At 71.3% G+C, this 23,979-nt stretch carries 16 protein-coding genes and 4 pseudogenes; 10 read left to right on the top strand and 10 right to left on the bottom strand.

The window, feature by feature from the left end:
• Nucleotides 1-24: 24 nt before the first annotated feature.
• Nucleotides 25-780, bottom strand: a complete 756-nt coding sequence (locus WBG99_RS20330) for a glucose 1-dehydrogenase (RefSeq protein ID WP_338897651.1) — start codon at nucleotides 778-780, stop codon at nucleotides 25-27.
• A gap of 204 nt (nucleotides 781-984) precedes the next feature.
• On the opposite strand from WBG99_RS20330, the gene WBG99_RS20325 reads away from it, so the two are divergent.
• Both WBG99_RS20325 and WBG99_RS20320 read left to right on the top strand, forming a co-directional pair.
• Nucleotides 985-1,752, top strand: a complete 768-nt coding sequence (locus WBG99_RS20325) for a hypothetical protein (RefSeq protein ID WP_338897650.1) — start codon at nucleotides 985-987, stop codon at nucleotides 1,750-1,752.
• A gap of 28 nt (nucleotides 1,753-1,780) precedes the next feature.
• The gene (locus WBG99_RS20320) at nucleotides 1,781-2,569 is read left to right on the top strand and encodes a hypothetical protein (protein WP_338897649.1); all 789 of its coding nucleotides are present in this window, start codon (nucleotides 1,781-1,783) and stop codon (nucleotides 2,567-2,569) included.
• 133 nt (nucleotides 2,570-2,702) lie between these two features.
• Here WBG99_RS20320 and WBG99_RS20315 read toward each other — a convergent pair whose 3' ends face one another.
• The 3 genes and pseudogenes from WBG99_RS20315 to WBG99_RS20305 all read right to left on the bottom strand — a co-directional run bounded on the left by WBG99_RS20315 (nucleotide 2,703) and on the right by WBG99_RS20305 (nucleotide 5,811).
• The gene (locus WBG99_RS20315) at nucleotides 2,703-3,350 is read right to left on the bottom strand and encodes a LuxR C-terminal-related transcriptional regulator (protein WP_338897648.1); all 648 of its coding nucleotides are present in this window, start codon (nucleotides 3,348-3,350) and stop codon (nucleotides 2,703-2,705) included.
• Between the two features lie 107 nt (nucleotides 3,351-3,457).
• Nucleotides 3,458-4,359 (bottom strand): annotated as a pseudogene (locus tag WBG99_RS20310) (TIGR03619 family F420-dependent LLM class oxidoreductase).
• A gap of 198 nt (nucleotides 4,360-4,557) precedes the next feature.
• Nucleotides 4,558-5,811, bottom strand: coding sequence for an amidohydrolase family protein (locus WBG99_RS20305; protein ID WP_338897647.1), 1,254 nt, complete (start codon nucleotides 5,809-5,811; stop codon nucleotides 4,558-4,560).
• 267 nt (nucleotides 5,812-6,078) lie between these two features.
• On the opposite strand from WBG99_RS20305, the gene WBG99_RS20300 reads away from it, so the two are divergent.
• Nucleotides 6,079-9,084: a BTAD domain-containing putative transcriptional regulator gene (locus tag WBG99_RS20300; protein ID WP_338897646.1), complete on the top strand. Its 3,006-nt coding sequence runs from the start codon at nucleotides 6,079-6,081 to the stop codon at nucleotides 9,082-9,084.
• A gap of 241 nt (nucleotides 9,085-9,325) precedes the next feature.
• Nucleotides 9,326-9,601 (top strand): sigma-like protein, encoded by a 276-nt coding sequence (locus WBG99_RS20295; protein WP_338897645.1) that lies wholly within the window; start codon nucleotides 9,326-9,328, stop codon nucleotides 9,599-9,601.
• 130 nt (nucleotides 9,602-9,731) lie between these two features.
• Here the strand turns inward: WBG99_RS20295 and WBG99_RS20290 are convergent.
• Nucleotides 9,732-11,368, bottom strand: a pseudogene (locus tag WBG99_RS20290) (fatty acid--CoA ligase family protein).
• A 123-nt stretch (nucleotides 11,369-11,491) separates the two neighbouring features.
• On the opposite strand from WBG99_RS20290, the gene WBG99_RS20285 reads away from it, so the two are divergent.
• From WBG99_RS20285 to WBG99_RS20270, 4 genes and pseudogenes are all read left to right on the top strand, one after another.
• A complete protein-coding gene (locus WBG99_RS20285; RefSeq protein ID WP_338897644.1) occupies nucleotides 11,492-12,640 on the top strand; it encodes a lipid-transfer protein in 1,149 nt (382 codons plus the stop codon).
• A 27-nt stretch (nucleotides 12,641-12,667) separates the two neighbouring features.
• A complete protein-coding gene (locus WBG99_RS20280; RefSeq protein ID WP_338897643.1) occupies nucleotides 12,668-13,084 on the top strand; it encodes an OB-fold domain-containing protein in 417 nt (138 codons plus the stop codon).
• Nucleotides 13,081-13,860: an enoyl-CoA hydratase/isomerase family protein gene (locus WBG99_RS20275; protein WP_338897642.1), complete on the top strand. Its 780-nt coding sequence runs from the start codon at nucleotides 13,081-13,083 to the stop codon at nucleotides 13,858-13,860. Before WBG99_RS20280 ends, WBG99_RS20275 begins: the two co-directional genes overlap by 4 nt.
• A gap of 164 nt (nucleotides 13,861-14,024) precedes the next feature.
• Nucleotides 14,025-14,177: pseudogene (locus WBG99_RS20270) on the top strand (transposase); the annotation flags it as partial.
• Between the two features lie 124 nt (nucleotides 14,178-14,301).
• Here WBG99_RS20270 and WBG99_RS20265 read toward each other — a convergent pair.
• The gene (locus WBG99_RS20265) at nucleotides 14,302-14,442 is read right to left on the bottom strand and encodes a DUF397 domain-containing protein (protein ID WP_338900415.1); all 141 of its coding nucleotides are present in this window, start codon (nucleotides 14,440-14,442) and stop codon (nucleotides 14,302-14,304) included.
• Between the two features lie 949 nt (nucleotides 14,443-15,391).
• Between WBG99_RS20265 and WBG99_RS20260 the strand changes: the two are divergent.
• Nucleotides 15,392-16,926: pseudogene (locus WBG99_RS20260) on the top strand (pectate lyase).
• A 103-nt stretch (nucleotides 16,927-17,029) separates the two neighbouring features.
• On the opposite strand, the gene WBG99_RS20255 reads toward WBG99_RS20260, so the two are convergent.
• On the bottom strand, nucleotides 17,030-19,384 hold the full coding sequence (locus tag WBG99_RS20255) for a PQQ-binding-like beta-propeller repeat protein (RefSeq protein ID WP_338897641.1): 2,355 nt from the start codon (nucleotides 19,382-19,384) through the stop codon (nucleotides 17,030-17,032).
• Between the two features lie 542 nt (nucleotides 19,385-19,926).
• Complete coding sequence (locus WBG99_RS20250) at nucleotides 19,927-20,889, bottom strand: VOC family protein (protein WP_338897640.1); 963 nt, start codon at nucleotides 20,887-20,889, stop codon at nucleotides 19,927-19,929.
• A gap of 333 nt (nucleotides 20,890-21,222) precedes the next feature.
• On the opposite strand from WBG99_RS20250, the gene WBG99_RS20245 reads away from it, so the two are divergent.
• Entirely contained in the window at nucleotides 21,223-21,870 is a 648-nt protein-coding gene (locus WBG99_RS20245) for a TetR family transcriptional regulator (protein WP_338897639.1), read from the top strand.
• A gap of 137 nt (nucleotides 21,871-22,007) precedes the next feature.
• Here WBG99_RS20245 and WBG99_RS20240 read toward each other — a convergent pair whose 3' ends face one another.
• Together WBG99_RS20240 and WBG99_RS20235 are read right to left on the bottom strand one after the other, a co-directional pair.
• Nucleotides 22,008-22,496 carry a nitroreductase/quinone reductase family protein gene (locus tag WBG99_RS20240; protein ID WP_338900414.1) on the bottom strand — a complete coding sequence of 163 codons (489 nt, stop codon included), beginning with the start codon at nucleotides 22,494-22,496 and terminating at the stop codon, nucleotides 22,008-22,010.
• A 23-nt stretch (nucleotides 22,497-22,519) separates the two neighbouring features.
• Nucleotides 22,520-23,761 carry an acyl-CoA dehydrogenase family protein gene (locus WBG99_RS20235; protein ID WP_338897638.1) on the bottom strand — a complete coding sequence of 414 codons (1,242 nt, stop codon included), beginning with the start codon at nucleotides 23,759-23,761 and terminating at the stop codon, nucleotides 22,520-22,522.
• Nucleotides 23,762-23,979 lie beyond the last annotated feature (218 nt).

Raw genomic sequence — 23,979 nt, 5'->3', positions numbered from 1 at the left:
GGAGCGTCAATAGCTGACGGGTCGTCAGATCAGACTGACCCCGGCCAGCCAGCCCCCGTCGATCACGAAAGGCTGCCCGGTGATGTAGGAGGAGTCCTCACAGGAGAGGAAGAGGGCCAGTCGGGCGACCTCCTCGGGCCGGCCGATCCGGCCGAGCGGGACCCGCTTGCGGTAGAGCCTGTCGACGGCCTCGGCGGAGGCGTCGCCACCGGGGTCGGTCATCGCGGTGTCGATCGCGCCGGGACAGACCGCGTTGACCCGGATGCCCTTACGGGCCAACTCCAGGCCGGCCACACGGGTGAGGCCGACGATCGCGTGCTTGGTCGCGGCGTACGCGCCGACGTACGCCATGCCCGTCAGGCCCGTGTACGAGGCGGTGTTGACGATGGTCCCACCGCCGGCGGCCTCGATCTCGGGGGCGAGGGCCTTGATGCCGAGGAAGACACCGACCTGGTTGACCCGCACGACCTGCATGAACTCGTCGAGGGGGGTGTCGACGAGGGCGTTGAGGCGCAGCACGCCGGCGTTGTTGACGAGTCCGTCGACGTGGCCGTACGCGCCCTTGGCGGCGGTGACGGCGGCCACCCAGTCATCCTCGCGGCTCACGTCCAGATGGACGTGGAGCGCGCCGATCTCCTTGGCGAGGGCCTCGCCCCGGTCGTCGAGGACGTCGGCGACCACGACCTCGGCCCCTTCCGCCCTGAACAGCCGGGCCTCCTGCTCGCCCTGACCGCGCGCGGCGCCTGTGACGAGGATGACACGTCCGTCGAGCTTGCCCATGGGGACTCCCCTGGTGGCGGTGGATAACAGCAGCGTAGCGCCATATTTGACGGTGCGTCAGCTGACGTGAGAGCCGACTGCCGATTGCACCTGCACACCTCAAGTGACCGCAGAGTAGGGATATTTGACTCTGTCGGCGGCGCTCACAGGACTCCGATAATCCTCAGCAGAAAAGTAGAGCCACCCCCAAGGAGGGAGCGGAGCGTGGCCAAGAGGCGCTTCAAGAACAAGAAGGTCCGGTACGTGGCGATCGGCACGGCGATCACGAGTGGAGCAGCCGTCGCCATCGTGCTGCTGCCGTCGGCGAACGCCGCGCCGGAGTCACGAACGACGGTCTCGGGGCCCGAGGAAATCATGAGGATGTGCGAAAGGTCCAAGGTACTCGAGGGCAAACCGCAGCACATCTCGGATTTCGGCGGCAGTGGGATTGCCGGCCCCGGTTTCGAGGCCGACAGCTGTGAATTCGTCGAGACGAAGTTCGAGACCTTCAACGGGCCCACGGAGAAGGTCACGATCGACTTCCCGAACTGCCCCCCGGACCTCAACCCCGAGGCGGTAGCCGATGGGTCATGGACCACCTCCGTGGCTCAGGGCGAAGGCAAGTACAAGGTGACGCAGCAAGGCGCCGTAGGCGGACTTTTCGGAGCCTTGAGCGGCGCCTGGGTGAAGCACAAGGGAACGCTGGACATGACCATCAGGACGGCAACCGCCAGCGAGACGATAAACAGGCCGATACCTGAGGGCAAGGAGCTCTTTGTGGAGTTCACACCCAAGATGCAGCGTATGACGGGCAAATGGGTCGTGAAGATCGACGCCAAGCCGGCGACGACCGTCCTCAACCCCGTCCCCGAGCAGATCTTCGAGGCGGAAGAAGTAGTCGAGGGTCCCGTCATCCTGCCGGGGGCCGCGGGCGCGCCCGGCGCGGCGGACGGCCTGATCGAGACCAAGCTGAAGGACTGCGGCTCCCGCTGACCACCACGATCCGTACAGGAGACACACCATGACACGCGCAGGCCGCAGCGGCAGCCACCGCAGCAAGAAGAAGCGCCTCACCCTCATCCTGGCCCCGGTGGCCGCCCTCGCAGTGGCGGTTCCCTTCATGGCCAACGCGGGCGCGGCCACTCCCAGCGAGGTCGACGCCGACTGCAAGAGCGACTCGGACCGGCTGGAGAACTGCGAGTTCGTCCCCGTCCAGAGCCAGAAGAACAGTTTCGGCCCCAATGAGCGGGTGTCCAAACCGGACACCAACTGCGGAAGCGACACGGCGCAGACGAAGGCATTCACCGTCAGCGGCTCGGTGACCAGGATCGTCCAGACGGAGGACGGTTCCGTCTTCTCCGGCGGCGCCAAGCTGGCGAGTTCGATCTTCGAAGTGGGCCTCCAGTTCAGCGAACAGGACATCAACCTCCAGCGCGACGACACGACGACCGGCTTCACCCAAAGCCTGAGGGGCGCGCTGCTGCCCGACCACATCGGCTTCTTCATGTGGTCACACAAGCGCGTCGACGTGGGTGGATTCCTCAGGGCCACCTACAAGGAAGAGCAAGACGGCCAGAAGGTGTTCTTCTCCCCCAGTGAGGGATCCGCGGGCGTACACGTCTTCTACCCGCGGCTCCTCAAGAGCGGAACCCCTGACGGCCGCCTCTGGCTGCGCAACATCAAGTGCGGGACGCCGCAGGCCGACGCAATCCTCAACGACGCGAACAGCCTCCGCATCGAACCCGGATTCGAAGAGGGCGGGGAGAACGTCGTCGACGTCGAAGTACCGCTGCCGGAAACATCTTCATAGGAGAGACGCAGGCAGGAAGCAGCGTTAGAAAAGACGAGACGCATGAAACACTCGAATGGCCCCCGCGGCTCCCGCGGGGGCCATTCCTTTTGCGAATCAAGATGATCAGGGGCCACGCACCAGAAGCCGAGCGTCAGCGGGCCAGAGCCCTCTGACCACCACCGTCCGCCGCCCCCAGCCACCGCAGTACCGCGTCCGTGCTGCCGCGTGCGTCGAGCTTGGCGTAGATGTTGCTGAGGTTGTTGCGGACCGTCTTCTCGCTCAGCCGTAGTCGCAGTCCGATCGCCTGCGCGCCCAGACCGGTGGACAGCAGGTCCATGATCTGCCGCTCACGTGGCGAGAGCAGGCCACGCAGCCGCTCCGTCGCCTCGCCCGCCGCGGACTGCCGCCGGACACCCTCGCGCAGAGCGGCACAGGCCGCCGGGGAGAGGTAGGTGTGCCCGACGCTGGCCCCGACGACGGCCGAGGAGAGCATGCAGGCGCAGTAGTCGCCCTCTACCAGATAGCCCGCCCCGCCGCGGAACACCTCGATGACGGTCTCGGCGGCCCGGCAGGGGCTGATGACGATCGCCGGTGTTGTACCGGTCACCAACTCCCGGAAGTATCTCAGCGGTTCGGCGGAGCGCAGGACGACGACATCCGCGCTCTCGGGGATCCGGAAGGGCTCGGACAGAAGCACCGCCCGCTCGACGTACGGGTCGTCCCTGGCCGGCCAGTCGGGGTGCGGCCAGGCTTCCCCTGGGCAAGCGACGGCGACGGAGAGTTGTCGGGAAGCGCGCACGTCCATGTGTCCTTCCGCCGAAGCCGTAGGTCCGTACGTTCGCACATACGGCAATCGACGTAGAGATGTTCAATCCTTCAAGGAGTGCGGCTCAAAACAAGCCCCCGCTACAGCAGAGGCGCGACCTCTGCCCCGAACTGCCCTATCTGGTCAAGGAGTTCCCCCGGCTCCGGCTGCGGAAGCGCACCTGTACCTGGTCCACCCCCATCGCCCGGTACGCCCGCAGCGACTCGGCGAGAGCGTCCGGCGGCCCGCTGATGGTCCGCCGCCCGACGCCCCAGGCAGGTGTGCCGACGTACAACGGCTCGGCGATGGCACCGATGACGAACGGCCCTTCGGTTCCGGCCTCCTCCCTGAGCCGCCGTATCCGCTCGATCCGCTCGGGCAGCCGGTCGCGCGGGTCCCCCTGCGGCAGCCACCCGTCCCCCTTGAGGGCCGCCCGTCGCACTGCGGCCGGGGATGACCCGCCGACCCACACGGGGATGTGCTCCTGGGCGGGCCGGGGCCGCTGCCCGAGTCCCTCGAACTGGTAGAGCCTGCCGCGGTGTTCGGGGAACTCGTCCGCCCCGAGAGCCGTTCGGAGCGCCTCGACGGACTCGTCCAGCACGAGTCCGCGCCGCTCGAAGTCGACACCCAGCGCCTCGAACTCCTCCCGCACATGCCCGGCCCCCACCCCGAGGATCAGGCGGCCGGCCGCGAGGTGGTCGAGGGTCGCGTACTGCTTCGCGGTCAGCAGCGGATGCCGCAACCCCACGACGGCGACATGGCTGAGCAGCCGCACCCGCTCGGTCACCCCCGCCAGATAGGCGAGGGTGGCTACCGGGTCGTACCAGACCGTTCCCATCGCGTCCGCGAGCCGTCGCGGAATCGCCACATGGTCGCAGCTCGCGACGTACGCGAACCCCGCCCGGTCCGCGGCCCGCGCCACCTCGACGAGATCCCGGGGTCCGGCGTCCGCCTCCCAGGGCTCGGCGTAGAGGACGCTCTGGGACTGGACGGGGAGTTGCATTCCGTAGGCCAGGCGGCCCTCGGGGGCCAGTCGGCCTCCGGACGCCGACGGGCTCGCGTGATCCGGTCGTTCTTCCGGCGGTGTCTGCACGATGAACCCCACGGTTGACGATGCTTCATGTGCCTGGACCGGTCGTGACCCGTCGAGATATCCGATGGATCGTCAGAAAGAGGTCGAGCGCCTGGAACGGGTACGGGCTCAGGCCGTGGGCCCCGCCCAGAGCCCTTCTTCCGTCAGCCCCAGCAGTTCGATCGCGTTCCGCCGCACGATCCGGTCCACCACGTCCGGGTCCAGGTGCCCCATCTGGGCCTCCCCCACCTGCCGCGACTCGGGCCAGGTGGAGTCGGAGTGGGGGTAGTCGGTCTCGTACAGCACGTTGCCCACGCCGATGGCGTCGAGGTTCCTCAGGCCGAACGCGTCGTCGAAGAAGCAGCCGTAGACATGGTCGGCGAACAGCTCCGACGGCGGCCGGTGGACCTTGTCGGCGACACCGCCCCAGCCCCGGTTCTCCTCCCACACCACGTCCGCGCGCTCCAGGATGTACGGGATCCAGCCGATCTGGCCCTCGGCGTACATGACCTTGAGGTTCGGGAAACGCTCGAACTTGCCGCTCATCAGCCAGTCGACCATCGAGAAGCAGCAGTTGGCGAAGGTGATGGTGGAGCCGACGGCGGGCGGGGCGTCGGCGGAGGTGGACGGCATGCGGCTCGACGAGCCGATGTGCATGGCCACGACCGTGCCGGTCTCGTCGCAGGCGGCGAGGAAGGGGTCCCAGTCGTCGGTGTGGACGGAGGGCAGACCGAGGTGCGGGGGGATCTCCGAGAAGGCGACGGCGCGAACGCCCCGGGCGGCGTTGCGCCGCACCTCCGCCGCCGCCAGTTCCGCGTCCCAGAGGGGGACGAGGGTGAGCGGGACGAGACGGCCCCGGGCCTGCGGGCCGCACCACTCCTCCACCATCCAGTCGTTGTACGCCCGCACACCGAGCAGCCCGAGTTCGCGGTCCGAGGCCTCGGTGAAGGTCTGGCCGCAGAAGCGCGGGAAGGTCGGGAAGCAGAGGGCGGACTGGACGTGGTTGACGTCCATGTCGGCGAGGCGCTGCGGGACGTCGTACGAGCCGGGGCGCATCTGCTCGTAGGTGATGACCTCCAGCTTGATCTCGTCCCTGGAGTAGCCGACGGCGGTGTCGAGGCGGGTCAGCGGGCGGTGCAGGTCCTCGTAGACCCACCAGTCGCCGATCGGGCCGTCGTCGCCGGGGGCGCCCATGACGGGCCGGAAGCGTCCGCCGAGGAACGTCATCTCCTTCAGCGGCGCGCGCACTATGCGGGGACCGATGTCCCGGTACTTCTTCGGGAGCCGGTCCTGCCAGACGTTCGGGGGCTCCACCGTGTGGTCGTCGACAGAGATGATCTTCGGGAAGGCGGTGGGCGCCGTGGCGGTCTCCTTGGTCTCCATGTGCGCCACGGTAGCGCTGATCTGACGGGTCGTCAGCTATGCGCGGGCCGTCGATGCGTACGGCGTCGGGCAGTGGTTCGGTCGGCGTCGGCACGAGGAGAGTCTGTGTGGGCCTTGTGATGTCCCCGACGGCCCCCTGTGAGTGCCGCCCCCCAGAGCTGACGTATCTGCCATGAACAAGGCAAACTGGCTGAGCGGTGCCGGGGAGGGACGTACCTGCTCTTCCCTGGAGCCGCTCAGGTTGTCGGGGAGGCCTAGGGGGCGTCGATGGGCGGTGAGCCGCGAGTACCGGAGGTCGGTGTGCCGCGAGTACCGGAGCAGAGGGATCCCGGGGAAGACCGGATTCCGGAACCGGACGCCCACGACGCGGCCGAAATCCGCTTCAGCGTGCTCGGCCCCGTACGGGCCTGGCGCGGCACGGAACCCCTCTCCACCGGTTCGCCACAGCAACGCGCCCTTCTCGCCGCGCTGTTGCTGCGCGAGGGTCGCACGGCCACCGCGAGCGAGCTGATCGACGCGCTGTGGGGCGACGATCCGCCCTCGCAGGCGCTGGCCGCCGTACGGACGTACGCCTCGCGGCTGCGCAAGGTGCTCTCCGCCGATGTGCTGGTGAGCGAGTCCGGCGGTTACGCGGTCCGCGCGCTGTCCGGCGGCGCGCTGGACCTCGCCGTGGCGCGGGACCTGGCCTCGGACGCCGAGAAGGCCCGGGGATCCGGCGATCTGTACCGCGCTCGCAGCCTGCTGAACAAGGCGCTCGGCCTGTGGGACGGCGAGGTCCTGGCGAGCGTTCCGGGGCCGTACGCTCAGACGCAGCGGGCCCGCCTCGACGAGTGGCGCCTCCAACTCGTCGAGACCCGGCTGGACATGGACCTGGAGCAGGGCTGCCACGCGGCTGCGGTCTCGGAGCTGACGTCCCTCACGGCCGCGCACCCTCTACGGGAGCGGCTGCGCGAACTGCTGATGCTGGCGCTGTACCGGAGCGGACGGCAGGCGGAGGCTCTCGCGGTGTACGCCGACACACGCCGGCTCCTCGCCGACGAACTGGGCGTGGACCCGCGCCCGGCTCTGCGGGAGTTGCAGCAGCGCATCCTGCGAGCGGACCCGGGCCTGGCGGAACCCTCCGCGCCCCAGGCCCCCGAGCCGGCCGCCGCCCCCGTCCGGCCCGCCCAGCTCCCCGCCACCGTCCCGGACTTCACCGGCCGGTCCTCCTTCGTCGACGACCTGAGCGGGGCGCTGGCGGAGGCGTCCGGCGCCGAGGGCCGGGTGATGGCCGTGTCGGCGCTGGCCGGCATCGGCGGCGTCGGCAAGACCACCCTTGCGGTGCACGTCGCCCACCGGGCGCGCCCGTCCTTCCCGGACGGCCAGCTGTACGTCGACCTCCAGGGCGCCGGCGCCCGCCCCGCCGAACCGGAGACGGTCCTCGGCTCGTTCCTGCGGGCGCTCGGCACTGCCGACTCGGCGATCCCCGACTCCCTGGCGGAGCGGTCCGCGCTCTACCGGTCGGTCCTGGACGGCCGCCGGGTGCTCGTACTGCTGGACAACGCCCGCGACGCCGCGCAGGTACGGCCCCTCCTACCGGGCACGGCGGGCTGCGCGGCCCTCGTCACGGCCCGGGTGCGCATGGTGGACCTGGCCGGCGCCCACCTCGTCGACCTGGACGTGATGTCCCCCGACGAGGCACTCCGGCTCTTCACGAAGATCGTCGGCGCGGAGCGGGTGGCGGCGGAGCGCGAGGCCGCCCTCGACGTCGTGGCGGCCTGCGGTTTCCTGCCCCTCGCCCTCCGTATCGCGGCCTCCCGCCTGGCAGCGCGCAGAACGTGGACGGTGTCCGTCCTTGCGGCCAAACTCGCCGACGAGCGGCGGCGGTTGGACGAGCTGCAGGCCGGTGACCTTGCGGTGAAGGCGACGTTCGAGCTCGGCTACGGCCAGTTGGAGCCGGATCAGGCACGCGCCTTCCGCCTGCTCGGGCTGGCGGACGGCCCGGACATCTCCCTGGCCGCCGCGGCCGCCGTACTGGACCTGCCGCCGGAGGACACCGAGGACCTGCTGGAGATCCTCGTCGACACGTCCCTGCTGGAGTCCGCGGCCCCGGGCCGCTACCGCTTCCACGATCTCGTACGTCTCTACGCGCGTGCATGCGCCGAGCGCGACGAACACCCGCCCGGCGAACGGGACGCGGCGATGTCGCGACTGCTGGACTTCTATCTGGCGACGGCGTCGGAGGTGTACGCGATCGAACGGCCGGGGGACCGGCTGGTGGACCACCTGGAGCCCACCGAGTACCCGGGGCTGCGCTTCACCGAGGGCTCCGCGGCGCTCGACTGGCTCTACAACGAGGCGGGCTGCCTGCTGGCCTGCGTCCCGCAGTCCGCGGGAACGGACCGGCTGCGCCGCGCGGTGGACCTGCTCTGGGCCGCCAAGGATCTCACCGAGTCCGGTGCCAACTCCCACCAGTACGAGACGACGGCGCGCGCGATGTGCGACGCGGCGCGGGCGGCGGGGGACACGCGCGCGGAGGGGCGGGCGCGGACGATGCTGACGAACGTCCTGCTGGTCTCCGGCCGCATCCGGCAGGCGGCGGACCAGGCACAGCTCGCCATGGACCTCACGGCCTCCGCGCAGGACGTCGCCACCAGCTGGGTGGCCAACGACCGGGGTCTCATCTCCATGCACCAGGGCCGGTACGCGGACGGCAAGATCTTCCTGGAACAGGCGATCGAGGGCTACCGGGCCGCCGGCAACCGGCTCAACGAGGCGGTGACGCTGGCCAATCTCTCCCGCGCCCACCTGGGCATGGGCAACACCGCGAAGGCGATCGACATCGCCCGGCACAGCCTCGACGTGCACGCCGAGATGGGTCGGCCGATGCGCCGCGCCAACGCCCATCTCGCCCTCGGCCTCGCGCTGACCAGCGCGAGCCGGCACACCGAGGCGCTCGAACAGTTCTCGCACGCGCAGTACGTCTTCGCCGAGCACCGGCAGCGGCTCTGGGAGGGGAACACCCACTTCCGCATGGCCGAGGTGCATCTCGCCGCCCAACGCCCCGCGCTCGCCGCGCACCACGCCGAACAAGCCCTCGCCCTGGGCTGTGTCGGCGGGGACCGGATGCGCGGGCACGTCGTCACCCTCCTCGGCCGGGCCCTGTCCACGCTGGGCCAGACCGACCGGGCGAGCGCCTGCTGGCGGGACGCGCTCGGCCTCTACGAGCAGAGCGGCGCCGCCGAGGAGGCCGCGGCCGTACGCGGCCTGATCGCCCCGGCCGAGGCGGCCTGAGGACCGGCGGGCACACGAGCAGGAGCGTTGGCGTGCTCGCACCCCCGCCGGCCCGGACGTTCAGCATTCGTTTATCTCGGCCCGGCACTCTCTTACGTGCCGGAGCGTCGCGTCGGGGGCAGGCGATCCGGTCAGGAGAGCAACCCGGTTAGGGTGCGCTCCATATCGCCCGTCCGGCGGCCCTCGGGGGAGCTTCCGGGCGGGCGTTCCTGACTCGTCACCACAGCGGAGGACCCAGGCCATGAGCGACAAGAAGACCAACGCGGACGTCACCATGCTGGACAACAACATGCCGAGCGAGCCGACCAGGTCCAGGGCCGAGACCATCGCCATGCGGGACAACAGCATGCCCACGCCGCCGAAGAATCCGGTCGCCAAGCCGCAGGACAACAGCATGCCCAGCGAGCCCGTCGACGCCGACGCGGTCAGGACGATGGACAACAGCATGCCCGCCCCGCCCGCCCTCGACATCGGCAACGGCAACGGCAACGGCAACGGCAACGGCAACGGCAAGTAGGGACATCGGGCTCCCTTCCCACGGGGATCGGCCGCGGTGGCGCGGAGGGGGAGCCACCGCGGTCGAGGCGTGTCCGCCTCGCCGCCCAGCACCCACCGGAGCCGAACCACGGCCCGGTCCCTCACCGCCCTCACCGCCCCCGCAGCTCCCCCTTCACCACCTTCCCGCTCGCGTTCCGCGGCAGCTCCCCCACGAAGTCCACCGCCCTCGGCACCTTGTAGTTGGCCATCTCGCGGCGGGACCAGGCGATGAGGTCGTCGGAGGTGAGGGTGGCGCCGGGGCGGCGTACGACGTAGGCCTTGCCGACTTCGCCGAGGCGGGCGTCGGGGACGCCGATGACGGCGACATCGGCCACGTCCGGGTGCAGTCCCAGCAGTTGCTCGATCTCCGCCGGGTACGCGTTGAAGCCGCCGACGATGAACATGTCCTTGACGCGGTCGGTGATGCGGAGGTTGCCGGCGCGGTCGAGGACGCCTACGTCGCCGGTGCGCAGCCAGCCGTCCTCGGTGATCGCCTCCGTGGTCGCGGCGGGGTCCTCGAAGTAGCCCCGCATGACGTTGAAGCCGCGGACGAGGACCTCCCGGGGGAGCCGGGCGGCAAGGCGGCCCCCGACGGGCCGACGACCCGCACCTCCGTGCCCGGGATCGCCCGGCCGGACGTCGACGCGATCATCGAAGGCTCGTCGCCGCGCCGGCACATCGTGACGATGCCGGACGCCTCGGACAGGCCGTACGCCGTCAGCACGGTGTCCACGCGCAGCTCCGCCCGCAGGCGTTCGACCAGGCGCAACGGCACCACCGCCGCGCCCGTCACCACCAGGCGCAGGGCACCGAGGTCGTAGTCGTCGCGGGCGGGGTGGTCCAGGAGGGACTGGTGGAGGGTGGGCGGGCCGGGGAGGACGGAGACGCGTTCCGCCGCCACGTTGGCCATCGCCGTCTCCACGTTGAACACCGGCTGCGGGATCATAGTCGCGCCCCGCATGACACAGGCGAGCACGCCCGCCTTGTAGCCGAAGGTGTGGAAGAAGGGGTTCACGATCAGATACCGGTCGCCCTGCCAGAGCCCGGCCAGCTCGCTCCACACCTCGTACGCCCGCAGGGTCTGCGCGTGGGTGATCACCGCGCCCTTGGGGCGGCCGGTGGTGCCCGAGGTGAAGATGATGTCGGAAGGGGAGTCCCCCGTGAGCTCGGCCGACCTCGCCCGCACCTCCCCCGCCCCGACCCCGTCGCCGCTCGCCAGGAAGTCCTTCCAGGTGCGGAAGTCGGCGGGGGCGTCGTCCGACAGCACCACCACCTGCTCCAGGTGCGGGAGGCCGGGCAGCGGGCCCGGCTTCTCACACACGCTCCCGGCCCCCGGCGCCCGCAGCCGGCCGCCGTCCGCCCCAGCCGCCCGCCGCAGCGAGGCGACGTACGACGTCCCCAGGAACGTCCCGGTGACGAACAGCAGCTTGGCCCTGCTGCGCGCCAGTACGTCCGCCGCCTCACCGCCCTTGAAGCGGGTGTTCAGCGGGACCAGCACCGCGCCCGCCGAGACCGCGCCGAGCGCGGAGACGATCCAGTCGAGGGAGTTCGGCGCCCAGAGGGCCACGCGGTCGCCGACCCGCACCCCGTTCGCGACGCACGCCGCCGCCGCGCGCTCGACCCGGGCACCCAGTTCCGCGTACGACACACGCGCCCGCCCGTCGACGACGGCCTCGACCGGGCCGTACCGCTCGAACGCCGAGCGGAGCAGCCCCGGGACGGTCCCCCACTCCACATCACCGCGCACTTCCGAGTCACCGCGCACAGCAGGCCTCCGTACCCGAGAACCAGTAGCTGACTACCCGTCAGATTAGCTGTACGCTGACGCACTGTCAGCAGCCAGCAGCCCCTGTGCGGAAGGTGTGCTCCCATGGCCGTGCTCAAGGACGCGACTGCGATCGTCGGCATCGGCCAGACCCCCTTCGCCAAGCAACTCCAGGAAAGCGAGAAGGCGTTGGCGTGCCGGGCGATCCTCGCCGCGCTCGACGACGCCGGGATCGTGCCGGAGGAGGTCGACGCGCTGGCCTCGTACACGATGGAGGAGACGGACGAGGTCGAGGTCGCCAAGGCGCTCGGCCTCGGAGACCTCACCTTCTTCAGCAAGGTCGGTTACGGCGGCGGCGGTTCGTGTGCCACGGTCGCGCATCTCGCCGCCGCGATCGCGACCGGGCAGGCCACGGTCGGCGTCGCCTGGCGGTCCCGGAAGCGCGGCTCGGGCCCCCGCCCGTGGAAGAACACCGCGGTCCAGCTCCCCACCCCCGCCCAGTGGACCCGCCCGTACGGCCTGCTCCGCCCCGCCGACGAGATCGCCATGCTCGCGCGCCGCCACATGCACGAGTACGGCACGACCCGGGACCATCTCTTCAACGTGGCGCTGGCCTGCCGGAACCGGGCGAACCAGAACCCCGCCGCGATCATGTACGACCGCCCGCTGACCCGCGAGATGTACATGAACTCCCGCTGGATCAGCGAACCCCTCTGCCTCTTCGACAACTGCCTGGAGACGGACGGGGCGTTGGCGTGCGTCCTCGTCTCCGCCGAGCGCGCACGGGACTGCCGCCGCACCCCCGTCCACGTCCACTCCGCCGCCCAGGGCCTGCCCGCCCAGCACCACGGCATGGTCAACTACTGGAACGACGACCCGCTGACCGGTCCCGCCTGGACCACCGCCCGGCACCTCTGGAAACACGCCGACCTGACCCCGGACGACATCGACGTCGCCCAGATCTACGACGCCTTCACCGCCCTCGTCCCGCTCTCCCTGGAGGGCTACGGCTTCTGTGGCCGGGGCGAGGGCGGCGCCTTCACCGAAGGGGGCGCCCTGGAGATCGGCGGCCGGCTGCCCCTCAACACCTCCGGGGGCGGTCTCAGCGAGGCGTACGTCCACGGCTTCAACCTGATCACCGAGGGCGTACGGCAGTTGCGCGGCACGAGCACCGCGCAAGTGCCGGGGGCGGCGACGTGCCTGGTGACGGCGGGCGAGGGCGTACCGACCTCGGCTTTGCTGCTGAGGAACTGAACGAGCCGATCGATACGGGGAGTCGAGATGCTGACACCGGTCGTGGACGACGACGGCGCCCCCTTCTGGGAGTACGCCGCCCGAGGCGAACTGCGGATCCAGGCCTGCGCCGACTGCGGCGAACTCCGCTTCCCGCCCCGCCCCTGCTGCCCGCACTGCCGCTCCTTCGCGAGCGAGTGGCGCCGGGTCGGCGGCCGGGGCCGCGTCTGGTCGTACGTCCTCCCCCACCCGCCCCTCCTCCCCGACTACGCCGAGCAGGCCCCTTACCCCGTCGTCCTCGTCGAGCTGGCCGACGCCCCGCGCATCCGCCTCGTCGGCAACCTGGTGAGCGAGGCGGGCGCGCGCCTCGACTCCGTCCGCCCCGACCGCGTCCGGATCGGCGCGCGGGTGCGGGTGGTGTTCACCGCCACCGGCCTGCCCCAATGGGTACTGGAGCGGCCGTGACCCTGCGTACGACGACGGACAGGGACTCGGGCGTCGCAGTCCTCACCCTGGACCGGCCCGGGAAGCTCAACGCGATCGACCTGCCCACGGCCGAGCACCTCACCTCCACCTGGCGGGAGCTGAGGTTCGACGACACCGTACGGGCCGTCGTCCTGACCGGCGCCGGCGACCGCGCCTTCTGCACGGGCCTCGACCGGGACGCGGCGACGGCCGTACCGCAGCCGAACTCCCCGTACACGATCGAGGACCCCCTCCTCAGGATCGGCCCCAAGACGAACGACCTGTGGAAGCCGGTGATCGCGGCCGTCAACGGCATGGCCTGCGGCGGGGCCTTCTACCTCCTGGGCGAGTCGGAGTTCATCGTCGCCGACCCCTCCGCCGCCTTCTTCGACCCCCACACCACCTACGGCATGGTCAGCGCCTTCGAGTCGATCCTGATGTCCCAGCGGATGCCGTACGGTGAGGCCACGCGGCTGGCGCTGATGGGCACCGCCGAGCGGATGTCCGCGCGCCGGGCGTACGAGGTGGGGCTGGTGTCGGAGGTGACGGAACCCGGCGAGGCCGTCGCCGCCGCCGTGCGGTGCGCCGAGGTGATCGCCGGGTATCCGCCGGAGGCCGTCCAGGGCACGGTCCGGGCCTGCTGGTCCGCCCGGGAGGCGGCGCGGACGCACGCCCTCGCGTACGCCCCGCACCTCGTCTCGTTGGGCAACCTGCCGGGGGAACGGCAGGCGGAGCTGTTCAGGGGGCGGCGGGCGGGCGGGTTCCGCATTCGCTGACCCCTCGGTCCGAAGGCGACGGCCTCGCGCCCTTCGCGGTCGCCCAACGGATCAGCCGCAAACCCGCGTTCGGGCTCCTCGTACTGCCAGAGCAACTACACGACCGTGTACCGCGGGGACTGGGGGGTCGTCGCCAGAGCGCGTGATCATTCATCGGATGCCTTGTTCTCGCGGCCGGGCTGGCCGTGTCTGCCTGTGGAGACGGTGTAAGCCCTCAACGGGAGTCCTCCCGGACGGGGCGGTCGTCGGTGAAGCAGGAACCCCAGCGGGCGACCGCTGGAATCCCCCGCCCTCAGGCGGGGGAGGAAGTCAAGTGACCATCATGCAGTGTGTGTGGTGTGTGCGTACTGCCGGCCGGGCCGACGGCGCCGAGGTGCTCCAGGCCTGGCCATTGCCGCCGGCTCAGCAACGCCGCCGTTTACGGCCTCGCCCGAAGACCCGCTACCGCCCGGGCGTGCCGCCCCTGACCCCGGCCAGGAAGGCGGGCCAGCCGTCGGGGGCGAGGTGGAGGAGGGGGCCGTGGGGGTTCTTGCTGTCGCGGACGGCCCGGCCGCCGGTGGAGAGGGGGCGATCTCGACGCAGTCGCCCTGCCCCCGGAGTACGAAGACTTCCGGAAGCGGCCTATGAGCTCAGGGGTCACGACGCATCGTCCTTGCTTCTCCGCAGTGCTCGGTGACCGGTACCGCGATGCCGTCAGGGCCGCGCGCCCTCGGCGATGAATCAACAGCGCACCGGGCACCAGGTCAGCGGCCGGGACCGCGTCTGGTCGCGCGTCCCGCCCCGGCCGTCGCGCCCACGCACCCCACCCCTGGTCAACTTGACCAGGGGTGGGAACGGAACGCGGGGTAGCGGGACCGGGCCGTCCGTCAGACGGACACCGCGACGGCGTTGAACGGCTCCGACCGCGTGGCTGTCGGACAACTGCCGCCGTGAGAGTTCCGACAGCGCGGTTCCGACAGGGAAGTTCTCACAGTTCCCACCTCTCTGTTCACGCACATGAAACGAAATCCTGGATTCCATAACTGCGCGCAACCTTGCCGCTTCACGGGCGTCGCCCTATTCTCCGGGCAGAAAGCGCTTCCTGCCTTGCGGCAACACTTCGACGACACTCCCTCGTCGACCATGGCGCCTGCGGGGACCGAAATCGAGCCAGCACACCCTCCGTGTCGACGTTCAGATAGTCGAATCTCGTTCCTGGTTTTGAACGGACGACTGTCTGCGCAGCCAGTGACATCCATGACGGCGCCGCACCACAACAAGCAGACCGAGTCGGCGGCGCCACGGTCGCGGCACCCCGCACCCCGCACCCGGGACCCGGGACCCGGGACCCGGGACCCGGGACCCGGGACCCGGGACCGACGAGCGTGAGCGTCCCGGCATTACCGAACCACCGCATCCGCACCCGAGGAGAAGAGCACCCGCATCGGACCGAACGACGACCTCCCCCAACAGGTCGGCACCCCGACGGTCCGCCCGAACGACAACGGCACGCAGCACGACCTGCGTGCAACGGCGAAAGGGCAGAACGAGGATGAGACGACCACGAGCAACGCGGTTCCACGCGGCACTGGCCACGATGGCCCTCACGGCCGCCGCGACCGGCACGGTTCTGTCGATGCCCGAGGCATCGGCCGCGACCGGCCGCGCCACCGGCTACGCCACCCAGAACGGCGGCACCACCGGCGGAGCCGGGGGCAGACGGTACGGGCGACCACGGGAACCGCGATCCACGCGGCGCTGTGCAACCGGGCGAGCAGCAGCACCCCCCTCACCATTCAGGTCGAGGGGACCATCAACCACGGCAACACCAGCAAGGTGTCGGGCGGCAGCTGCAACACCGCCGACAGCGTGATCGAGCTCAAGGAGATCAGCAACGTCACGATCGTCGGGGTCGGCCGCGGAGCCGTCTTCGACCAGCTGGGCATCCACATCCGCGAAGCCAGGAACATCATCATCCAGAACGTGACCGTCCGGAACGTCAAGAAGTCGGGCTCGCCCACCTCCAACGGCGGTGACGCCATCGGCATGGAGAGCAACGTCCGCAACGTCTGGGTGGACCACACCACCCTGGAGGCGTCGGGCGGGGAGTCGGCGGGCTTCGACGGCCTCTTCGACATGAAGAACAACACCCGGTACGTGACCCTGTCCTACAGCATCCTGCGCAACTCCGGCCGCGGCGGCCTCGTCGGATCCAGTGAGAGCGACGTCTCCAACGGCTACGTCACCTACCACCACAACCGGTACGAGAACATCGACTCCCGTACGCCCCTTCTGCGCGGCGGCATCGCCCACATCTACAACAACCACTACGTCGGCCTCAACGACTCCGGCATCAACTCCCGCGCCGGGGCCCGTGCCAAGGTGGACAACAACTACTTCAAGGACTCCAAGGACGTCCTCGGCACCTTCTACACCGACGCGGCCGGCTACTGGCAGGTCAGCGGCAACATCTTCGACAACGTGAGGTGGTCCCGCCCCGGCGGCGACAACAACCCCGCCGGCCCCGACCCGCGGTCCAACACCACCGTCAGCATCCCGTACTCCTACAGTCCCGACGCGGCCGGTTGCGTGCCGAGCGTCACCAGCGCGACGGCGGGCGCCAACAAGGGCCTGAAGGTGTCGGACGGCAACTGCTCCCCGCAGGCTCCGACGCCGACCGACCCCACGCCCGCACCGACCGACCCGCCGACCCGGCCCGGCGGAACCAACCTCAGCACCGGGGCCGGCTCCGACGGGTCCAGCAAGGCCTCCGGCACGAGCTACGGCAACGTGCTGGACGGCAACATGAGCACCTACTGGTCGCCGACCGGCCCGACCGGTTCCATCTCGGTCAAGTGGGGCTCCGCCACCTCGGTGTCCGCGATCAACATCCGGGAGACCTCGGGCACCGCGGGCACCATCAGGTCCTGGCGGGTCGTCGACCACGACACCGGCACCGTCCTGACCTCCGGCAGCGGCGCGGGCGCCATCAGCTTCCCCCAGCTCTCACTGCGCAAGATCACCTTCGAGATCACCGGTTCGAACGGCACCCCGCGGGTCGCCGAGTTCGAGACCTACGCCGGATAGCGGCGCGGCCCCTGCCGTCCGGCGGGTCCGGCACCCTCGGACCCGCCGGACGGCATCCGGTGCGGCCCCGCCCGACAACCCCGGGCCCTCACCCCATGGGCGCCTACGTCGTCCGCGCCGTCCCCGTCCCCTTCTCCGCGTCCAGCGCGTACACGCACCGGTCCTTGCTGCACGCGTACACCACGCCGTCCTTGACCACGGGCGAGCCGGTGATCTCGCCGCCCGTCGCGAGCTTCCACCGCAGCCGGCCGTCGTCGGCCTTCAGGGTGTAGAGCAGGTGGTCGGTGGAGCCGAAGTGGATCCGTCCCTCCGCCACCGACGGCGCCCCCACGATCTCGCCGCCCGCCTGGAACCGCCACTTCGGCGTCCCCGTGACCGCGTCGAGGGTGTAGAGCCCCTTGCCGCTGCCGACATGGACGTGCCCGGCCGCCACGAGGGCCGGCTCCAGGGAGGAGCGGGACTCGGTGGCGATGCGCCAGCGGTCACGGCCGTCGGTGGCGTCGAGGGCGTAGACCGTGCCGAGGTAGTCGGCGAGGTAGACACCGCCACCGGTGACCGCCGGCCCCGGCGCGAACGTGGGCGCGGAGAGGAAGACGGCGGGCGCCTCGAAGTGCCAGCGCACGTGCCCGCCGACCACGTCGACGGCGAGGACGCGGCTCCCGGCGGCGACGTACACGTATCCGTCCGAGGCGGGCGTCAGCCGTACCGGGACTCCGCCGCACGAGGCCGCGTCGCCGACGGGGTACGACCAGCGCTCGTCACCCGTGCGGGCCTCCAGGGCGCACAGCCGGGCGTCCTTCCAGACGTACACCGTGCCGTCCTGGACCACGGGGCCCGCCTCGGGGGACTCGAAGTCGGTCTGGGCGCCGGTCACCTCCCAGAGCTTCTGCCCGTTGGACGCCTCCCAGCCCTGTACGCCGCCGCCTCTGGTCGCGGTGACCACGGTGCCCCGGTCGGCCTTCAGGGAGTACACCCAGGCGTCCGTGGACAGCCGCCACAGGTCGGCGCCCTCGCGTGCGTCGAGCGCGAAGAGGGTCGGGCCGTCGGAGGCGTGGACACGGCCGTCCGCGACCGCCATCGACCAGGCGACGTCCCGGGTCTTGAAGCGGCGCCTGCCGGTGGCCACGTCCAGGGCGTGGACCTCGAAGGAGGTGACGTAGACGAGGTCGTCGGCGACGGACGGGGTACCCCAGACGTCGTTCGACATGCGGAACCGCCAGGGGCGCCAGCCGGAGGCGGCCGGTTCGGGGGCGGGCGGGGCGGGCACGGCGGGCGCGGGGTCCGCGCCGTTCACGCCGGCGCGCGGCCGAGACCAGGACGCGGCGAGGCCCGCCTCCGGAGGGGGCGCCTGCACGGCGGCGGCGCGGGCGTCGGCGACGCGGGGCCCGGGTCCGATCGGCACCTGGCCCCCGGCGAGCCGCACCGGCCCGGTGTCGGGGGCGCCGGGGGAGACGGGCGGCACCGGCGCGGGGTCGTAGGAGGGCGGGGGCGGCGGTACGGGGGCCGTCGGGCGGCCGGTGGCGCCGCCGCGTCCGCCGGAGCTCTGCTGCTTGGGCGCCGGGCGTCCGCCGCGGCGGGTCTCGATCAGGCTCACCGCCTTCTCGGGCAGCCACGCCGACGCCGTACCGCTGTCGTCCGAACCGGAGCCGAAGAGGTGGGGCGCGAGCTGGGCCTGGAGGTCGGCGGGGTTGGGGCGGGCGGTCGGGTCCATCTGCATACAGGACTCGATGAGGGGGCGCAGCTCGTCCGGGAGGCCGGAGAGGTCCGGTCCCTCACGCAGCAGCATGAAGACGGTCTCGACGGGATTGGCCCCGTGGAACGGTGCGTGCCCGGTGGCCGCGAACACGAGCATCGAGCCGAGCGAGAAGACGTCGCTCGCACCGGTCACGCTCCGCGAGTCCTTCGCCTGCTCGGGCGACATGTACGCGGGCGTACCGACGGCCACGTTCGTCATCGTCAAACGTGTGTTCGAAACGCCGGACGCGATACCGAAGTCGATCACACGCGGCCCGTCCTCGACGACGAGGACGTTGGAGGGCTTCAGATCCCGGTGCACGAGTCCGGCGCCGTGGATGGACTGCAGGGCCTCGGCCACGCCCGCCGCGAACCAGCGGACGGCCTGGACCGGCATCGGCCCACAGTCGTTCACTATCTCTTCGAGCGAGGGCGCGGGGACGTACGCGGTCGCCAGCCACGGCACGGCGGCACGGGGGTCGGCGTCGACCACGGCGGCCGTGTAGAAACCGGACACCGCGCGGGCCGCCTCGACCTCGCGGGTGAAACGGACCCGGAAGAGCTGGTCCTCCGCCAGCTCCGTCCGCACCGTCTTGATCGCCACGCGCCGACCCGACGCCGAGCGCGCCAGATAGACCAGCCCCATGCCACCGGCACCCAGCCGTCCCAGCACCTCGAACGGCCCGATCCGCCGCGGATCGTGCTGCGTCAGCTGATCCACCACTTGCCCTGCCACCTCCCCGTACGGACCGCGTCACCCAGGTTGTGTGCGCGACCCCGTGCAGCGTCTCACCACCGCACCGCCATGGCGGCACGCACCCCGATTCTTCCTGTACCGGGGGCAGGTTGCGAACCCGGAGGCGGATCGGGGTGTCTCAGGACAAAACCACGTCGTCCGCTCCGTGGGAAGCGGAAGCCCGGATGGTGGGACCTTACGACGAGCCTCGTACCACCGGCGCACAACCCCGTATGCCTGCCCGCGCGACGGCTCCGCCACGCCCCGCCCGCGAGGGTGGGCGGGCCCGCGCTGCCCACCCGGCCGGCTGTCGTCCCGCTGCCGGGGGACCGTCCGCCCTCCCGCCCCGGGAGCCGCGTCCTCCTGCCTGGGAGCCGCGGTGCTCCTGCCGATCAGCTGCCGCCTCTCCGCTGGTCAGGCGTTCTCTTCCCGCTGGGCACCCGACCTCTGCGAGCCCGTCGGCCCGTCACCTCGGGGGTGTTCTCCGGCGTCACCGCGGGTCCGTGACGGGTGTCCGGTCCGCGCGCCGGTCAGCGTGCGTCCTCGCCCTCGTCGTCCCCCCGCTGCCGCAGGTCGTCCGGGCGCTGCTCCGCCGGGTCCGCCTCCCGCGACACCTCCTGCCAGCCGTTTCCGTCGCTCCGCTCAAGGAGCGCGAACGACGCTCCTTGATTGTCCGTGACGACCGCCACATGTCCGTACGACGTGTCGAACAGCGGCACCTGCACCCGGCCCCCGAGCCGGCTGACGGTCCCGAGCGCGGCCTCGCAGTCCGCCGTCCCGAAGTGGACGAGGAAGTGCGGCGGCATCACCTCCGGGAAGACGTCCGTGAGCGCGGCCCTGCCGACGTCCGGGACCGCGCCGGGGCCGAAGAGCGCGTCGTGGAAGAGGTGCGCGTAGAAGGCGTTGGCCGCCTTGGTGTCCCGGGTGTACAGCTCGGCCCAGGTGAACGTGCCGGGTTCGTGGCGCCGCCCGAAACCGTGGTGCGTGCCGGCCTGCCAGAGGCCGAAGACGGCGCCCTCCGGGTCGGTGGCGAGCACGGCCGTGCCGAGCGTGCCGATCCGGGTGGGCGGCGTGATCACCCGGCCGCCGGCCGCCGTGATCCGGGCGGTGAGGGCGGCGGCGTCCGGGGTCGCGAAGTGCAGGGTCCAGACGGTGGGGAGGCGGCCGTCGGGTTTGGGGGCCAGGGCGGCGACGGGGGCGGAGGCGGCAGGGTCGCCGGGGCTTCCTGCGGCCTTGGGGCTTCCGGTGGCCTCGGGGGTGGTGGTGGCGCCCGAGGAGTACGCCCAGAGTTCGTGCGCGCCGTCTCCGGGCGCCACCTTGAAGGTCCATCCGAAGAGTTCGCCGTAGAACCGCTTGCCCGCCTCCACGTCGGGCAGCTGGACGTCCACCCAGCAGGGGACACCCTCGGGGTACGCGGCGGCTCCCGTACCGTCAGCAGTTCCCTCACCGGCAGCGGCTTCCGTATCGGCGACGGCTCCCGTCTCATCGGCCATAGGGCCAAGCTAACGGCCGCTGACACCGGGCGCGCGTCGGACGCGTCCACACTGTGCGGCGAGGGCGGTTCGGCGGGGCCTGCGCTGCTCCCGTGCTCGTTCGCTTCCAGCGGCGCGAAAACGCGCGACAAGCCCCCATCCACCGGCACACGAGCAACCCGCCCGGTGGCCCGGGGGCGTAGCCCCCGGCTCGCGGATGAGGCATGGCGGTGGGGGCGAAAGAAATCCGCCACAGCGCTCCGCGGTCGTCCCGCGAACCCCTTGGTGAAGCGCCCGCTCCCCATTTGCAGTCGGCCGAATCGCGCTCCCATCACCCCTCGGTAAGCTGACGGCATGACAGGACAAGTGCGTACCGTCGACGGCCGCGTGGCCGGCCGACGAGGGCAGGCGACCCGGCAGAAGCTGCTCGACTGCCTCAGCGAGATGCTCAGCTCGTCGCCCTACAGGGACGTCAAAGTCATTGATGTCGCCCGGAAGGCGGGGACTTCACCGGCCACCTTCTACCAGTACTTCCCGGACGTCGAAGGCGCCGTCCTGGAGATCGCCGAGCACATGGCGGCCGAGGGGGCCACGTTGACGAGGCTCCTCGAAGGCCGCTCCTGGACCGGCAAGTCCGGCTGGCAGACCGCCCAGGAACTCGTGGACGGTTTCCTGGAGTTCTGGCGCAAGAACGACGCGATCCTCCGGGTCGTCGATCTGGGCGCCGCCGAGGGCGACAAACGCTTCTACAAGATCCGCATGAAGATCCTGAACTCGGTGACCAACTCCCTCGCGCAGACGGTCTCCGAGCTCCAGGCCAAGGGCCGGGTCGACAAGGACGTCAGCCCGGCGGCCCTCGCAGGATCCCTCGTCGCCATGCTCGCCTCGGTCTCCTCGCACCAGAAGGGCTTCCAGAGCTGGGGTGTGAAGCAGGCCGAACTGAAGCCCAACCTGGCCTTGTTGGTCCATCTGGGCATAACCGGCAGGAAACCCATGAAGTAGCAAGGCACACCCCCGGGCAAGCCCCGGACGCGGTTCCTGTCACGCGGGCGGCGTCCCCACGCGAGGGTGCCGCCTGCCGCGTTCCGGGGACGGGCGTACGCCCGGGGCACTTCTGCCCCGGCAGGCTTGGGCCGGCCTCACCGCCGTACGATCCGGAACACCCGGATCTCCCGGTCCACCCGTGCCTGATACGTCGAGTACGGCGGCCAGAAGCTCAGCAACTCCTGCCATACGGCCGCCCGTTCCGCCCCCCGCAGCAGATGCGCGGTGACCGGGATGTCCCGGCCCTTCCAGTTGATCTCGGCGTCGGGACGGGCCAGCAGGTTGGCGCTCCACGCGGGGTGGCCGGGGCGGCCGAAGTTCGAGCCGACCAGGATCCAGCTCGCGCCCCCCGCCTCCGGCATACAGGCCAGCGGTGTACGGCGCGGCATCCCGCTCCTCGCCCCGGTCGCGGTCAGGACGACGCCGGGAAGCAGCTGCGCGCTGAGGAGGACCCGGCCCCTGGTCACCCGGTGCACGGCCCGGTCCAGCGCCGGGATGACATGCGGTGCGACCCGGGCGAAGGCCGGAGCCGAGGACACCTTCTGCACCAACCGCACGCCCATGCCCTTCACGCTCTGCACCATCCCCGCCGCACTCTTCGAAGCCATCAGCCCCGCACCTCCCGCTGCCCGCCCCGCCCGTCGACCGTGAGGACCCCCGCCGAGTCGGCCGCCCGCCCGCGCAGCCGGTGCACGGGCCCGAAGAGCAGTTCGTCGCCCGCGGCCCGCTTGAAGTACAGGTGCGCCTCGTGCTCCCAGGTGAAACCGATCCCGCCGTGCAACTGGATGCCCTCCCCGGCGGCGATCCGCAACGCCTCCAGGGCCTGGGCGAGCGCCAGCCCGCCCACCCGCTCGCCGCCCTCGCCGCCCTCGGCGCGCGGTCCGGCGGCAGCAGCCCAGGCCGCGTAGTACGCCGCCGACCGGGCCGCGAGCACGCGTACGTACACGTCCGCGAGCCGGTGCTTCACCGCCTGGAACGACCCGATCGGCCGCCCGAACTGCTCCCGCTGCCGCACATACGCGACGGTCCGCTCCAACGCCCGGTCGGCGGCGCCCACGGCTTCCGCGGCGAGCACGGCGGCGGCCGAGTCCCCGACGTCGGCCAAGGCGGACAGCACATCGACGTTGTCGTCGGATCCCAGCAACTCCCCCTCGACATGCCGCAGTTCGAGCCGGGCGAACGACCGCGTCGCATCGACGGAGGTCTGCCGAACCCGCACGAGCCCCGCACCGGCGCCCGCCCCCTTGCGCACGAGAAACAGCAGCGTGCGCGAGCGGGCGAACCCTCCGGCGTGCGCGGCCACGACCAACAGCCCCGCGCTGTGCCCGTCGAGGACCTGCCCGGCCTCCCCGTACAGCCGCCACCCGTCCCCTGCGCGCCGCGCCTGGACGCCGCCGGCCCGGCCCCCGCCGGCCCACTCGCCCCGGTTGTCGCCGGTGAGCGCCAGCGCGGTGGCGAGTGCGGTGCCCGGTACGGCGAGGGCGGCGGTGAGGCGGCCTGAGGCGAGGCGGGGCAGCAGGTCGGCGCGCTGACGCTCGGTGCCGAGGGCGAGGACCAGGGGGGCGACGAGGACGGAGGTGGACAGCAGCGGCGAGGGGGCCAGCGCCCGACCCAACTCCTCTGCCGCAAGCGCCAGTTCAGTCACCGAGCAGCCGACACCGCCGAACGCCTCGGGCAGGGCGAGCCCCGGCAGCCCGAGCTGTTCGGAGAGGGCGGCCCACAGCCCGCCGTCGTATCCATCCCCCGTCCGCACGGCCGCCCGGACCTCCTCCGGACCGCAGCGCTTGAGCAGCAACTCCCGTACCGTGCGCCGGACATCCTCCTGCTCGGCGGTGAAGCGGGCATCCATGGGCGGCCCCCCTTCTGCTCGCTCCGGCCTCTGCCTGACGGTCCGTCATGTTAGGACGGAAGGCGACCGAAGCACAGGGCCGGGGGACCCGGATCTGATGTACCGTCAGATCCATGACTGCCGTGCCTCCTGTGCCCGCCATGCCTGCCGTGCCCGGTACCGGTCGTCGAACGCCGTCACGCGACGGCGTTCGAAAGGTCTCGCGCGACGGTGGTCGC

Origin of the sequence: Streptomyces sp. TG1A-60 (genome assembly GCF_037201975.1) — a bacterium.
Lineage (GTDB): Bacteria > Actinomycetota > Actinomycetes > Streptomycetales > Streptomycetaceae > Streptomyces.
This window is presented reverse-complemented; position numbering and strand designations above follow the sequence as displayed.

Coding starts and splice junctions, on each gene's coding strand:
- WBG99_RS20245 (WP_338897639.1), top strand. CDS start 21,223: ATGACAGGACAAGTGCGTACCGTCGACGGCCGCGTGGCCGGCCGACGA.
- WBG99_RS20320 (WP_338897649.1), top strand. CDS start 1,781: ATGACACGCGCAGGCCGCAGCGGCAGCCACCGCAGCAAGAAGAAGCGC.
- WBG99_RS20295 (WP_338897645.1), top strand. CDS start 9,326: ATGAGCGACAAGAAGACCAACGCGGACGTCACCATGCTGGACAACAAC.
- WBG99_RS20305 (WP_338897647.1), bottom strand. CDS start 5,811: ATGGAGACCAAGGAGACCGCCACGGCGCCCACCGCCTTCCCGAAGATC.
- WBG99_RS20330 (WP_338897651.1), bottom strand. CDS start 780: ATGGGCAAGCTCGACGGACGTGTCATCCTCGTCACAGGCGCCGCGCGC.
- WBG99_RS20235 (WP_338897638.1), bottom strand. CDS start 23,761: ATGGATGCCCGCTTCACCGCCGAGCAGGAGGATGTCCGGCGCACGGTA.
- WBG99_RS20300 (WP_338897646.1), top strand. CDS start 6,079: ATGGGCGGTGAGCCGCGAGTACCGGAGGTCGGTGTGCCGCGAGTACCG.
- WBG99_RS20250 (WP_338897640.1), bottom strand. CDS start 20,889: ATGGCCGATGAGACGGGAGCCGTCGCCGATACGGAAGCCGCTGCCGGT.
- WBG99_RS20285 (WP_338897644.1), top strand. CDS start 11,492: ATGGCCGTGCTCAAGGACGCGACTGCGATCGTCGGCATCGGCCAGACC.
- WBG99_RS20240 (WP_338900414.1), bottom strand. CDS start 22,496: ATGGTGCAGAGCGTGAAGGGCATGGGCGTGCGGTTGGTGCAGAAGGTG.
- WBG99_RS20280 (WP_338897643.1), top strand. CDS start 12,668: ATGCTGACACCGGTCGTGGACGACGACGGCGCCCCCTTCTGGGAGTAC.